This window comes from Streptomyces sp. NBC_01669, from assembly GCF_026339735.1.
GTDB lineage: Bacteria > Actinomycetota > Actinomycetes > Streptomycetales > Streptomycetaceae > Streptomyces > Streptomyces yanii.
Genome location: NZ_JAPEQG010000001.1, coordinates 5,440,701 through 5,454,524, shown reverse-complemented (window position 1 = coordinate 5,454,524; position 13,824 = coordinate 5,440,701). Strand labels below are relative to the sequence as shown.

The window sequence follows — 13,824 nt, the reverse complement described above, 5'->3', positions numbered from 1 at the left end:
CCGCAATCCGGCTCAGCGGGCCGGATCCGGCCGTCGGCCGCCGGTTGCCGCCAGCACGTCGTACCCGACGAAGGTGAACATGCATTCCCCGGGCGACAGCGGCTCGGGGCTCCGCGTGAAGCGGTGCGCCCCGGCCCCGAAACCGGCGTCCGGCGCGGACAGCCATCGCTGTTCGAAGCCGCGGGCCTCCAGCCAGTCGCAGATCTGCGGCACCAGGTCCGGCGCCTTGCGGTGCCGGGTCCAGAGGAGAGTCCCGCCGTCGCGGCACAGCTCGGTGCAGTAGCCGATGGTGCGTTCGACGTCCTCGTCCGAAATGTTGCCGAAGACTCCGCAGACCAGGACGAGGTCCGCCGGGGCCAGGCCCACATACGCGTCGGTGACCGCCGCGTCGCCCTGCACCACCTCGATCCGGTGCAGGCCCGCAGCCTCGGCGGCCGCCCGGGCCGCGGCCACGTTGGCGGCGTCCAGCTCCACCAGGCGTCCGGTGACGTCGTCGCGGCGCGGGTGGTCCCGGAGCACTCCCAGCAGATCCCGGCCCTGCCCGGCGCAGACGCTGATCACCCGGACCGGTCCCGGCGGACAGGTGTCCAAGGCGGTACGGACCTGCTCCTGCACAGCCGACAGCCGCCGCCCGAGGCTGGAGCCCGCCAGGTCGTACATGTCGTGCCAGCTGTTCCAGTCCATGCGGCGGACCTTAGGGGCACGGTGCACGGCTGCGCACCCGATATTCGGGCAGCGCACGGGGAGTTGCGCCGGACGGGAACCGGTACGCGTCCGGCCCCGGGGTGTTTGGAGGAACACCCCGGGGCCGGATCAGTCATCCTACGTCGGCCTCCGCCACCGTCCTGCGACACACAGATCGGACAGGTCCGGCGCCGAAGCCTGTGGACCCTTTCGGTCCACGGGCTGCGTCACGCTGCCGGCACTACTCCGTCGCAATCGCGTTCAGCACGTTCATCCGACCCGCCCGGAACGCCGGGACCAGGGCGGCGAACAGGCCGACGAAGGCCGAGCCGACGAAGACCGTGAGGATCGTCGGCCACGGGATCTCCAGAACGCCGAGGCCCTCCAGAGCCAGCAGCTTCTGGGCCGCCGTGCCCCAGCCCATGCCCAGGCCGAGGCCGAGCAGGGCGCCGAAGAGGGCGATGACCACCGACTCCAGGCGGATCATGCGGCGCAGCTGGCGGCGGGAGAGGCCGATGGCGCGCATCAGGCCGATCTCACGGGTCCGCTCGACCACCGACAGGGCCAGAGTGTTCACCACACCGAGCACCGCGACGATGATCGCGAGCGCCAGCAGACCGTAGACGATGTTCAGCAGCTGGCCGATCTGGTCCTTCAGGTCCTGCTTGAAGTCGGCCTGATTCTGCACGGTGTACTGCGGGTAGGCGGCGAGGGCGTCCTTGAGGGCGGTGTACGCCTCCTTCTCCTTGCCGTCCTGCGCCTTGGCGAACATGATCATGTTCTTCGGCATCTTGTCGGCGGGGACGTACTTCTCCGCGGTCGTGATGTTGGTGTACATCGCGCCCTTGTCGACGTTCGTGTCGTCCGAGGTGATCGCGGCGACCTTCAGCCTCGCCGTCCCGCCGTCCTTGAACGCGACGGTGATCCGATCGCCGACCTTGATCCTGTGCCGGGTGGCGTACGCGTCGCCGACCGACATGGCGTCCTTGCCGTAGGCGTCGGCCAGGTTGCCGGAGACCGTCTCGCGGCGCAGGTCGTCCCTGTACGTCGGGTCCGCGGCGACGACGCCCTCGTCCTCGACCGCGCCGTCGGGGGCGGTGAGCTTGGCGCTGACGGCTTTGTAGTCGGTGAAGTGCTCGATGCCCGGGACGGCCTTCAGCGCCTTCGCGGCCTGCGGCACGATCGGCTGCGGGTTGCCGCTCGGCTGGACGATGAAGTCCGCGCCGACCGACCTGTCGAGCTCCTCGGTCGCCGAGGCAACCATCGACGAGCCGACGACGGAGAGGCAGGCGACCAGCGCGAGGCCGATCATCAGGGCCGCTCCGGTCGCTCCGGTACGCCGCGGGTTGCGCAGCGCGTTGCGCTCGGCCATCCGTCCGACCGGGCCGAACATCCGCAGCACCACCGTGCTGAGCACCCGGACCACGAAGCCGGCCAGCAGCGGGCCGATCACGATGAAGCCGATCAGGGTGAGGACCACGCCCGCACCGAGGAAGAGCGAGCCTTCGCTCGACTTGTCGGCCCGCGTCGCAGCGAGGAGCGCGGCGCCACCGGCAAGAGTGAGGACGAGGCCGATCGCGGCCCGGACCCGGCCCGCGCGGCCGTCCGCCGGGGTTCCGGCGTCCCGCAGGGCGGCCATCGGGGAGATCTTTCCGGCCCGGCGTGCCGGGATGTACGCGGCGAAGACGGTGACGACGATGCCGAGCGTCAGCCCGAGCACCGGAGTCGTCCAGGCGATCGTGAGGTCCTCGGTGGACAGGTTCATGCCCATGGAGTTCATGAGCTTCATCAGTCCGACCGCGACACCGATGCCGGCGCCGACGCCGAGGAGGGAACCGACGACGCCGAGGAACAGCGCCTCGATCAGGACCGACCGGTTGACCTGCTTGCGGCTGGAGCCGATGGCCCGCATCAGGCCGATCTCGCGGGTGCGTTGGGCCACCAGCATGGAGAAGGTGTTGACGATGAGGAAGATGCCGACGAGGAAGGCGATCCCGGCGAAGCCGAGCATCGCGTACTTCATCACGTCGAGGAATGAGCCCATGGAGTCCTTGTTGGCGTCCGCGGCCTCCTGCTGGGTCCGGAGCTTGTACGCGGCGCTGTCACCGAGGGCGGTGGCGACGTTCTTCTTCAACTGCGCATCACTGACACCGGGCTTGGCGGTGACGGAGATGTGGGTGAAGACATCGGGCTTGCCGAGCAGCTTGACCTGTGCGGTGGCGGTGTCGAGGTAGACGACGGCCGCGCCCGGGTTGGTGACCTTGAAGGAGGCGATACCGCTGATCCTCGCCCTGATGTCGCCGGTGACGGCGATGGTGCGCAGCTCGTCACCGATCTTCAGGTGGTGCTTGTCCGCGGTGTCGGCGTCGACCATGACCTCGGTCGGACCGCGCGGTGCGTGGCCGGAGGTGATCTCCATGGAACGCAGATCGTTCTGCGTCCAGTTGCCCGCGATCGTCGGGGCGCCGGTCGAGGAGCCCATGTTCTTGTTGTGGCTGTCGACGACGGTGACGGACATGCTGGTGACCGCGCCCTCGGCGGTCTTCACCCCGTCCGCCTTCCCGGCCTGCTCGACGGCGGCGGCGGGTAGCGAAACGGGCTCGCCGTTCGCCGGCAGTTCGTCGGCGCCCCGCGCGGTCCTGGGACTGACGGTGACGTCGGCGGAGGTGGCGGCGAAGAGCTTGTCGAACGTGGTGTTCATGGTGTCGGTGAAGACGAGCGTGCCGCACACGAACGCCACCGAGAGCAGGACCGCGACGGCGGAGAGCGCCATTCGTCCCTTGTGCGCGAAGAAGTTGCGCCTCGATGTCTTCCAAACAGTCATGACGTCCGCCCGCGCGCGTCGAAGTCCTTCATGCGGTCGAGGACCTGGTCGGCCGTCGGGTTGTGCATCTCGTCGACGATGCGTCCGTCCGCGAGATACAGCACCCGGTCCGCGTAGGAGGCGGCGACCGGGTCGTGGGTGACCATGACGATGGTCTGTCCCAGCTCGTCGACCGACTTGCGCAGGAAGGTCAGCACCTCGGCGCCGGCCCGCGAGTCCAGGTTCCCGGTGGGCTCGTCACCGAAGATGATCTCCGGCCGGGCGGCGAGCGCCCGGGCGACCGCGACCCGCTGCTGCTGGCCGCCGGAGAGTTCGGTGGGCCGGTGCTTCAGCCGCTCGGCGAGACCGACCGTCTCCACGACCTGGCGCAGCCAGCCGGCATCGGGCTTGCGGCCCGCGATGTCCATCGGCAGCGTGATGTTCTCCAGCGCGTTGAGCGTCGGGAGCAGGTTGAACGCCTGGAAGATGAAGCCGATCCGGTCCCGGCGGAGCTGAGTGAGCTTCTTGTCCTTGAGCTGGGTGATCTCGGTTTCGTCGAGGTAGATCTCGCCCGAGCTCACGGTGTCCAGTCCGGCCAGGCAGTGCATCAGGGTCGACTTGCCGGAACCGGAGGGGCCCATGATCGCGGTGAACTGCCCACGGGCGATGTCCACATCGACATGGTCGAGCGCGACGACCCGGGTCTCCCCTGCGCCGTACGCCTTGACGACCTGCCGCGCCCGCGCAGCGACGGCCGTACGCCCTCCAGTGCCCCCGTGCCTGGGAATGGTTACAGCCGTTGTCACGGTGATTCTCCTAAGTCGGTCAAGACGTCGTCGGCGAAGACGTCCTCGGTCAGGACGTCGATTCGAGATGGGCGCCGCCCGCTGAACGGACGGCGCTGTGTACGTACTTAAGTCTCGTGTCCGGACGTGGTCCGGCGCGCTGGTGCCCAGCGCAGTCTTGCGGTGGGGTTTTCCCCACCCCGCCCCCTGCGGTCACCCGCATTCGCGCTGTAGGAACACGCTAAGGAACGGGCCCCCGGCCCCACGTCCTCCGCCGGGAGGAACCGCCCCTGGACAGAAGTAAGGAGCTACCCCTAGGGGTCTCAGCCCCGGGGTGGAGCCGGATCTCAGGGGCTCCACCCCCGGGTGGCGGCTGACCGGTCCCGGGGCCCTGCCCGGCAGCGGGTGAGACAGTGTCACCGGAAGATACGTGCATGGGGAAGGGATCTTTATGAGCGGCTCGGTCGGCGACACCGAAGCGATATCGGGGTCCGGAGTGGACCCCGCCCCCTCCCCGCCCGCGCCCCGGGGCCGCGGCCCCGTCGTGGCCGCGCTGATGCTCGGCATGGCGCTGGCGGCCATCGACGGCACCATCGTCTCCACCGCCGTCCCGCAGATCGTCGGCGATCTCGGCGGCTTCGCCGTCTTCTCCTGGCTCTTCTCCGGCTATCTGCTGGCCGTCACCGTCACTCTGCCGGTCTACGGGAAGCTCTCCGACACGTTCGGCCGCAAACCGGTCCTGATCGCCGGCATCATCCTCTTCCTGGTCGGCTCGGTCCTCTGCGCCGCCGCCTGGAACATGGCCGCGCTCATCGCCTTCCGGGTCGTCCAGGGGCTCGGCGGCGGGGCGCTGCAGGGGGCACGGTGCAGACGATCGCCGCCGACCTCTACCCGCTCAAGGAACGCCCGCGGATCCAGGCCAAGTTGTCCACTGTCTGGGCCACGTCCGCCGTCGCCGGACCGGTGATCGGCGGGCTGCTCGCCGCGTACGCCGACTGGCGGTGGATCTTCCTGATCAATCTGCCGGTCGGGGCGCTCGCGCTCTGGCTGGTCGTGCGCCACCTCCACGAGCCGTCCCGCCCCCGCGGAGCCGGTGCGCCACGGCCACGGATCGACTGGGCGGGCGCCCTCGCCGTCTTCGCGACCGGCGCCCTGCTGCTGACCGCGCTCGTCCAGGGCGGGGTCGCCTGGCCCTGGCTCTCCGCGCCGTCGCTCGGCCTGCTGGCCGCGAGCGCGGTCCTCGCCGTGCTGACCGTCGTCATCGAGCGGCGCGCCGCCGACCCGATCATCCCGGGCTGGGTGTGGCGCAGGCGGACCATCGCCTCGGTCAATCTGGCCCTGGGTGCGATGGGGCTGCTGATGGTCGCCCCGACGGTCTTCCTGCCGACGTACGCCCAGTCGGTGCTCGGCCTCGGCCCGATCGCCGCCGGTTTCGTGCTCTCCGTGATGACGCTGAGCTGGCCGGTGTCGGCGGCCCTCTCCAACCGGGTCTACAACCGCATCGGCTTCCGCCGCACCGCGATCATCGGCATGGGCTGCGCCCTGCTGATCCTGCTCTCGTTCCCGCTGCTGCCGTACCCCGGCGAGCCCTGGCAGCCGGCCCTGATCATGCTGCTGCTGGGCGCGGCGCTGGGGCTGTTCCAACTGCCGCTGATCGTCGGGGTCCAGTCGACGGTCGGCTGGTCCGAACGCGGTACGACGACGGCTTCCGTACTGTTCTGCCGCCAGGTGGGCCAGAGTCTGGGCGCCGCGCTCTTCGGCGCCGTCGCCAACGGGGTCCTCGCCTCCCGGCTCGCGGACGCGCCCGCCCCCGGGCTGCAGGGCGGCCTGGACGCGATCTCCCACGCACTGGACGACCCGGGCGCGCTCTCCGCCGCCGCGACGGACCATCTGCGGCGGGCCGTCGACGCCGCTGTCGACCAGGTGTACGTCGGGGCCGCGGTGGCCGCGGCGGTGGCGCTGCTGGTGCTGGTCTTCGTGGCGCCACGCCGCTTCCCGATCCTCACCGAGAACACCGATGCCGTCGCCGGAACCGCCGCCGTGAGCAGCACCGAAGCGCCCCGGGACTAAGAGGAGCTCAGGGCTGTCCCGTAGACAACTGAAGAGTTACCGCAGGTAGTTCGGGCCAACCCCTCCCCAGCGAGGATACTCGCGAGTAACGTACGCGCTTCCGATAGCGCACACGCGCTTCTGCCTTGCAGTCCGTCACCGGACCCGAGCCATGCAAGGAGCAGCATCCCGATGTCGTACGAGCCTCCGCACGCCTCCCCGTCCCAGCCGCCGCGCCGCCCCCCGTACCCGCCCCGCCACGAACGGCCGCAGCCGTCCCACCGGCCGCAGTACCAGCCTCCCCAGGACCCCGGCTTCCTGCTGCCCTGGCAAAGGTCCGCGCCCGCCGCACCACCCCGTTGGCCCAGTCCGCCCGTCACGCCCGTCCCCGCCCCCGGCCACCACAGCGATCTGCGCAGACTGCGCGCCGCCTACCGCGTACTGCGGCGCGGCGCGACGCTGACCGCACTCGGCTTCTTCACGCTCTTCCTCCTGCTGTCCGGCTTCGCGCCGGGCCTGATGACCCACCCTCTCGGCGGCGGCCTCACCACCGGCCTGGCACTCGGTCTGTGCCAGCTCCCGGTGACCCTGCTCGCGATCGCCCTGTACGAGCGGACCGCCCGGCGCGTGGTCGATCCGCTCTCCGCAGAACTCCGCAGAACAGGAGCGGTCCGATGAACGGATTCGACGAGTCCGCACAGACGATGTCCCTGGTGGCCTTCATCGCCGTGGCCTCCGTCACCCTGCTGCTCTGTGTGATGACGGGACCGGACCGCGACGACCTCGACGAGTTCTACACCGGCTACCGCTCGCTCTCCCCCATCCGCAACGGCCTCGCCATCGCCGGTGACTACCTCTCCGCGGCGACCCTCCTCGGTACCACCGGGATCATCGCCCTCACCGGCTACGACGGGCTCGTGCTCGCCCTGAGCACCACCCTCTCGCTCGTCCTGCTGATGTTCCTGCTGGCCGAACCGCTGCGCAACGCGGGCCGGTTCACCATGGGCGACATGCTCACCCGCCGCGCCCCCGGCCGCGCGGTCCGCATCGCCGCGTGTGGTGTCACCCTTGCCGCGCTCGTCCCGCTGATGGTCGTTCAGCTCGCGGGCAGCGGCGATCTTCTGGCGTTCATCCTCGGGTTCGACAGTTCCGGATTCCGCACCGGCTCGATCATCGTGCTCGGCATCGTGATGATCAGCTATGCGGCGATCGGCGGGATGAAGGGTACGGCCCTGATCCAGATCGTCAAGACGGTCGTCCTCGTGGCCGCCTGTCTCACCATCTCCCTCCTGGTCATGAACCGCTTCGACTGGTCGACCGGCGCCCTGCTCACCGCCGCCCAGCAGGGAAGCGGGGCCGGGGTGGCCTATCTGCAGTCGGGGCTGCAGTTCGGCGGCAGCGGGCTCGACATGGTCAGCTCCGAACTGACCGTGGTGCTCGGCGCCGCCTGTCTCCCGCACATCACCATGCGTATGTCGAGCGCCCGCAGCGCACAGTCCGTCCGCCGCTCGCTCTCCTGGGCGGTCTCGGTGGTCGCAGGGCTCTGCCTGCTGCTCACCGTGATCGGTTTCGGTGCGGCGGCACTGGTCGGCCACAACCTCATCGTGGCCGCCGGAGCACAGGGTAACGGTTCGATCCTGCAGGTCAGCGGCGCCGTGGCGGGCAGCGGTGAGCTCGGCGCGCTGGTCGTCACCATGATGACGACGGCCATCTTCCTGACCCTGCTCGCCTCGGTCGCCGGCATGATCCTGGCCTGTGCGAACTCCCTGGCCCACGACCTGTTCGCCCACGGACTGCACGGGATACGCAACCGGGACAAGGGGCCGGTCGAGGGTCGCATCGAGATGGGCACGGCACAGGCAGCCGCGGTCGGTGTCGGTCTGGTCGCCACCACGCTCGCCGTCCTGGCCCGGCACTGGAACCTCCAGGCGCTGGTGACGCTCTCCTTCTGCATCGGGGCGTCGGCGCTGTCCCCGGCGCTCGTCTACAGCATGTTCTGGCGACGCTTCACCCGTACCGGACTGCTCTGCACCCTCATCGGCGGCACCGTCGCCGTCCTCGTGCTGATCACCGGCACGAACCTGGTCTCGGGTTCACCCGGGACGGTCTTCCCCGGACACGACTTCAACTGGTTCCCGTTCACCACGACCGGGCTCGTGTCGATCCCGGTCGGTTTCCTGTCGGGCTGGCTGGGCACGGTGCTCGGCGGGCGTACGGCGGCCGAGGAACGCCGGTTGTACGAGGCCGAGGAGCCGTGGATCCTGGCGGGCGCGCCGCCTGCCTCCCGCCGCTGAACACCGCCGCCGTCGGCCATGTCCGTCCCGGCGCCGCCGTCATGTACGAGCCACAGCGGCGCCTGTGCCGTCGGCGACTGCTTCATCCGTCTGCGCCAAGTCGCCGGTGGTGTCATCGGCCGGAGCCCGGCGCTGTTCCCCTGTCCTCGCGCCCCAGCCCTGCACAGTCCGCCGCAGAAGACGTCGGTACGCATGAGGCCGGACACATCCACGGACCGGGACACGTCGGTTCGGGACACGAGAACCTCGGCCAGGAAGACCGGCCCACCCCGCCGCCACGTCCCCGAAAGCCTTCGATGGCGCAGGACATGCCCGGGCCGGACGCGGAGGGCGCCCCCGGCCCGGACGTCGACACCGGATCCGCGTCCACGCGCGACGCCCAAGCCGCCCCGGCACCTGGGCCCGGGAATGAGCCTGCCCCCTGAGTCCGGTCCGGGCGCCACCCGGGCAGGCCGCCCGAACTGCCGCCGCAGGTATACGGATCAATTCTCCGCGGGCGCCACACGCCCGGTGAGCGCCGCGAGCGAGTTGCGTACGTGCGCCATGTGCGCCTGCACCTCCTCGCGGCCCTCCTCGTGCTCCCGCAGGATCCGCTCGGTCTCCCGGATCACCCGCTCCTCGCGCACCCTGGCCGCCGCGATCAGCTCGGCGGCCTGCGCCTCGGCGTCCTCCTGGCCGTGCCGCGCCGCCTCCTCGGCCTCCGACAGGGCCCGGCGCGCCTCGGCCAGCCGGGCCTCCGCCCGGTCGGTCAGCTCGTCGTGCCGCGCGGCCTGGGCCGCTTCGGCAGCCGCCAGTTCGCGTTCGGCGGTCTTCCACCGCTCGATGTGCTCGTGCTTCTGGTTGGCCAGCACGCTCGCGGTACGGCGGCGGGTCTCCGCCATCGCGGCCTCCGCCTGGTCGCGCGCCTCACCGGCTTCCTTGCGGGCAGCGGCGAGCGTGGAGTCGGCGCTCTGCTGCGCCGCGGCCACCGTCTCGTCGGCGTGGGACCCGGCGGCCGACCGGAGGGCGTCGGAGTCCGCCCGGGCATGGCCGCGGAGCTGACGGGCCGCCGCGTCCGCCGCGTCCCGCAGCGCCTGCGCCTCCTCCTGCGCAGTGCCGCGCACGGCCTGCGCCTCCGCGTCGGCGAGCGCCAGGATCTCCTGGGCCCGCTCGCCGAGCGAGGCGTACGTCGGCGGGGCGAGCGTGGCGACGACCTCGGCCAGCCGTGCCGACTCGGCCTCCAGCTCCTCCGCCAGCGCGGTCAGCCGGGACACCTTCTCCCACGCCTTGTCCCGCTCCGCCGACAGATCGGCCGCTCTCCCGTCCACCTGCTCCGGGCGGTAGCCACGTCCTCGCACCACGACGAAGCCGTACGCGGACACCGGTGCAGCACTCATCCTTGAAGCCTCTCTCCGACTCTCCGACCACCAAGCAATACGTCAAGGATGCGGCAATTGGCAGAGAAGTCCGAATCCATTCGGTGGTTTCCCGAGGGAAGCGACAGGTGTCACATACAACAGAGCGCCCGGATCCCCTGACGGGGTCCGGGCGCCTCGTGCTCGGCAGATCGGGTCGGATCAGATCAGATCAGATCAGGCCGTCCCACATCTGCTCCAGCAGCACCGACCACCAGCTCTCCGGCGACGCGAGCGCCGCCGGGTCCAGTGCCACCAACTGCGCCTGGAAGTCGACCGTCCAGCGGCCCGCCTGCTCCGGGTTGAGACCGAAGCGGAGCCGCCACATCCGGCCGAGGAGCGCCATCGAGCGCGTGAACTCCGGCAGGCCGGTGTTCACGAACTGCGGCGGCACCGGCTGCCCGCCGGGCCCCGCCTCCACCGGCACGGCCACGATGTTCGCCGTGCCGTACTGGACACAGATCGCCCGCCCGAAGTCGGACCCCATGACGAGATACGACCCCGCGTCGGTGGCCGGCTGAACCTGGCGCTGCGCGGCCAGTTCGGCCAGTGTCGGCACCACCGGCTGCCCCGGCTGCGCCCAGAAGAACGGCCCGAAGTCGGCGGGCAGACCCGCCCACACCAGCGTCCGCGCCACGATCTCGGGCACGCCCTGGCGGGACACCGCGCGCTGGTCGAAACGGAGCACGCCCTGCGGCCCGAAGGCCTGCAACAGCTCCTCCGCGATGGCCTCCGGCGGGATCGGCATCGCGGGCGGCATCTGCGGCAGCGGGGCCCGCACCGGCGCCGGGCGCGCCGGACCGTCCGCGACCTGGTGCAGCTCACCCTGATGGGTGAGCAGATGCTGCATGCCCTGCTGACGGCTGGCGTGGTCGGTGCCGTACGGGGCGACGCTGGTGATCCGCACCTGCGGCCAGGTCTCCCGGATCATCCGCGCACAGTAGCCACCGGGCAGCTCGCAGGACTCCAGCTCGGTGTGGAGCTCGATGACCTGCTGCGGTGGCACGTTCATGGCCCGCAGCTCGTGCAGCATCTGCCACTCGGGGTGCGGGGTGCCGGGCGCCGAGCGGCGGATCAGCTGCTGCTCGCTGCCGTCGGGCGCACGGAAGCGCAGCACGGCCTGGTAACCGGGGCCGACGGTCGGCTGACCGGCCGGCGGCTGCGGATAGCCGTACGCCGGGGGCGGCGGGGTGTGCGGATTCGGTGGTACGGGACCGGGGACGCCACCCGGCGGCATGCCGGGGGCCCCGGGCGGACCGGGCGGGCCGACCTGGGCAGGTCCCGCGAGCATCGTGGCGGCATGGTGCGCGCCACCACCGGGCGGGGGCGGGGTGGATCCGGGAGGTCCGGGCGGGGCAGGAGGCTGCGGGGCACCGGGCGGGCCGGGGGGCCTGGGCGCGCTCGGGCCACCCATGCTCGGGTCGGCGAACATCGTCGCTGCCTGATGCACTCCGCCACCCGGCGGGGGCGGGGTGGATCCGGGAGGTCCGGGCGGGGCAGGAGGCTGCGGGGCACCGGGCGGGCCGGGGGGCCTGGGCGCGCTCGGGCCAGCCATGCTCGGGTCGGCGAGCATGGTCGCGGCGTGGTCGAAGCCGCCACCGGGCGGCGGCGTCGACCCAGGAGGTCCGGGAGGTGCCGGAGGTCCGGGAGGTCCGGGAGGTGCGGGGGGCTGAGGTGCACCGGGCGGGCCGACCTGCGAGACGAGCTGCGTCGGCAGATACCCGCCCGCCGGGGCGCCGGGCGCGCCCGGACCCGAGGACGGCGGCACGGGCGCCCCCGGCCTGGCGCCCGGCGTGCCGGGGACGCCGGGCGGCGACGGAGTGGTCGACCCGCCACCGCGCGCACCGCGCGGCGGCACCGTGGCCTTACTGGTGGTGGCGTCGGCGATGTCACCGCTCCCGGGAACCCCGGGTGCACCCGGACCCTGCGGGTTCAGGCCAGGGGCGATCGCCGTCCGGGGCAGCTGGCTGCCGCCCGACATCAGCGCGGTCGGCGCATCCGCGGAGACCACCGGCGGCGGGGTGCCGTCGTCATCGGCGCCCGAGAGCGGCGGCGCGAACACGGTGGCCGGCAGCGCGACCGCCGCGTCGTCGGAGTCCGCGTTGGTGTCGGTCCCGGCCCACGGGGTGGCCCCGGTGGGCACGTTCGGCGAGGAGGCCGGAACGCCGTCGGGGGCGGTGGGCTCGTGCTCGTCCTGCGCACCGGCGCCCTGCCACGGCGGCCCGCCGGACGGCGTCCCGGAAGGGGCCGCCTGCGCGGGAACGGAAGAAGCGGAAGGTGCAGGAGAAGAGGAAGGCGCGGAGAGAGGGTTCCCGTCGCGCTCGCCCCGCCGGTCCGGGATCCCGAGCTTGTCCGCCGCTTCCTGGAGCCACTCCGGCGGGCTCAGCAGGAATGACGTCTGATTCAGGTCGACGCGCGCCGGCGGCGGCACCGGGGCCGGGACGGCGGCGACCGTGCCGTACTCCTCCTCGTACCGCCGGATCACCTCACCCACCGGCAGTCCGGGCCAGAGCGTCGCCTCACCGCTGTCGCGGGCGATCACCAGCCGCTGCCGGCCACCGTCCGAGACGGGGCCCTCCGCGCGGTCCTCGGCCCACACCACGAAGCCCAGCTCGAACTCGCGGACCCGCACCTCGCGGTGCTGGTAGGCGGGCACGTCGCCGTTGACCCACTCGTCCGCGCGCTCCTGCGCCTGCGCAAAGGTCACCATTGCGCTCCCCCCTCCACCGGGACGGCCCGCGCGAAGCCGCCGTCCACCATCAGGTTCGCCACGGTCTCCAGCTCCGGCGGGTTGCCCGCCAGCCGCTGCAGGAAGGCGTCGAAGTCCGCACCGCAGGGCAACAGCAGCCGGTCCACGCGCTCCTGCACGCTCCAGCCGTCCTGGTCCCGGGCATCGTCGTATGCGCAGAACCAGACCGAGCCGGCGCCGTTGCCCCGGACCTTCACCGCGAGGATGCCGCCCTGGACGAAGCCGACGCCCAGGTAGTCCTTGGTGAGGTGGTCACGCAGGCACTTGTTGACGTACACCAGGTCGTTCACCGCGGCCTCTTCACGCACCGTGAAGAACGGCTGATCGACCAGGAGACCGAGCTCCGCGTCGAGCGCCGCACCGGCCGGGGCCGAGCCGCCCGCCGCCTTCAGGAACGATCGGTACGCGCCCGGCAGCCGGTAGCCGAGGTCCTCCTCGACGCCCTGGATCTGCTGCTCGCTGACCGAGACCGCGCCCTTCGGGAGCCGGAAGTGCGCGGGCCGGGTCTCCTGCAGCGGACGCGTGCCCCGCTTGTTCTGGTCGACCGGGGTGGTCGCGAGACCACCGTGGTGCCGGAGCAGCGCCTTGACCTCGACCGGGACGAGCTCCATCCGCCGACCTCCCGGCACGTGGTGCCAGGTCCAGCCGTGCGGGGTGGCGACCGCCGGGATCGTGTCCCACAGTTCGTGGCCGCTCGCCGCCAGCGCCGCGTTGGCCGAGACGTAGTCGGTGAGCCGCAGCTCATCGACGCCGAAGCCCTGCGGAGGCTCGGCGATCTCGGCGGCGGCGCGTGCGTACGGCGCGAATACCGGACAGCCGTTCTCGTCCACGCGCACACCTCTGGGGTGGCGGGACGCCCGGACCGGGTCCGGGAAGTGCACGACCTGCCCGGCGTAGGCCGCGTTCGGTGGCGCGGCTTGCTGCCCGAGCCGACCTGTCGTCATGGCGGTTGCCCCCTGCTGCGTCTGTCTGGTGAGGACCGACCTGCCCATGGGGACGGTCCAGGCACAGCCTATGCGGTGGCGCAACAGGGGGTCCCGCCCCTCCGCTTCCCTTCCGGTTCTCT

The 13,824-nt window shown here is 71.7% G+C and carries 8 protein-coding genes and 1 pseudogene; 3 read left to right on the top strand and 6 right to left on the bottom strand.

Features of this window, described 5'->3' with window-relative positions; genetic code table 11:
- Positions 1 to 12: 12 nt before the first annotated feature.
- The 3 genes from OG972_RS24550 to OG972_RS24540 all read right to left on the bottom strand — a co-directional run bounded on the left by OG972_RS24550 (position 13) and on the right by OG972_RS24540 (position 4,293).
- Complete coding sequence (locus tag OG972_RS24550) at positions 13 to 684, bottom strand: class I SAM-dependent methyltransferase (protein ID WP_266984811.1); 672 nt, start codon at positions 682 to 684, stop codon at positions 13 to 15.
- Positions 685 to 925: 241 nt separating this feature from the next.
- Positions 926 to 3,508, bottom strand: coding sequence for an ABC transporter permease (locus OG972_RS24545; RefSeq protein ID WP_266984809.1), 2,583 nt, complete (start codon positions 3,506 to 3,508; stop codon positions 926 to 928).
- Positions 3,505 to 4,293, bottom strand: a complete 789-nt coding sequence (locus tag OG972_RS24540; protein WP_266984807.1) for an ABC transporter ATP-binding protein — start codon at positions 4,291 to 4,293, stop codon at positions 3,505 to 3,507. The genes OG972_RS24545 and OG972_RS24540 overlap by 4 nt, the downstream gene beginning before the upstream one ends.
- Before the next feature lie 430 nt (positions 4,294 to 4,723).
- Here OG972_RS24540 and OG972_RS24535 point away from each other — a divergent pair.
- The 3 genes and pseudogenes from OG972_RS24535 to OG972_RS24525 all read left to right on the top strand — a co-directional run bounded on the left by OG972_RS24535 (position 4,724) and on the right by OG972_RS24525 (position 8,615).
- Positions 4,724 to 6,342: pseudogene (locus tag OG972_RS24535) on the top strand (MFS transporter).
- Between the two features lie 171 nt (positions 6,343 to 6,513).
- Entirely contained in the window at positions 6,514 to 6,999 is a 486-nt protein-coding gene (locus OG972_RS24530; RefSeq protein WP_266984805.1) for a DUF485 domain-containing protein, read from the top strand.
- Positions 6,996 to 8,615 (top strand): cation acetate symporter, encoded by a 1,620-nt coding sequence (locus tag OG972_RS24525; protein WP_266984803.1) that lies wholly within the window; start codon positions 6,996 to 6,998, stop codon positions 8,613 to 8,615. The genes OG972_RS24530 and OG972_RS24525 overlap by 4 nt, the downstream gene beginning before the upstream one ends.
- Before the next feature lie 482 nt (positions 8,616 to 9,097).
- On the opposite strand, the gene OG972_RS24520 is transcribed toward OG972_RS24525, so the two are convergent.
- From OG972_RS24520 to OG972_RS24510, 3 genes are all read right to left on the bottom strand, one after another.
- Positions 9,098 to 9,991, bottom strand: coding sequence for a cellulose-binding protein (locus OG972_RS24520; RefSeq protein WP_266984801.1), 894 nt, complete (start codon positions 9,989 to 9,991; stop codon positions 9,098 to 9,100).
- A gap of 190 nt (positions 9,992 to 10,181) precedes the next feature.
- Positions 10,182 to 12,719 (bottom strand): SUKH-4 family immunity protein, encoded by a 2,538-nt coding sequence (locus OG972_RS24515; protein WP_266984799.1) that lies wholly within the window; start codon positions 12,717 to 12,719, stop codon positions 10,182 to 10,184.
- On the bottom strand, positions 12,713 to 13,702 hold the full coding sequence (locus tag OG972_RS24510; protein ID WP_266984797.1) for an SMI1/KNR4 family protein: 990 nt from the start codon (positions 13,700 to 13,702) through the stop codon (positions 12,713 to 12,715). The genes OG972_RS24515 and OG972_RS24510 overlap by 7 nt, the downstream gene beginning before the upstream one ends.
- Between the last annotated feature and the right edge of the window lie 122 nt (positions 13,703 to 13,824).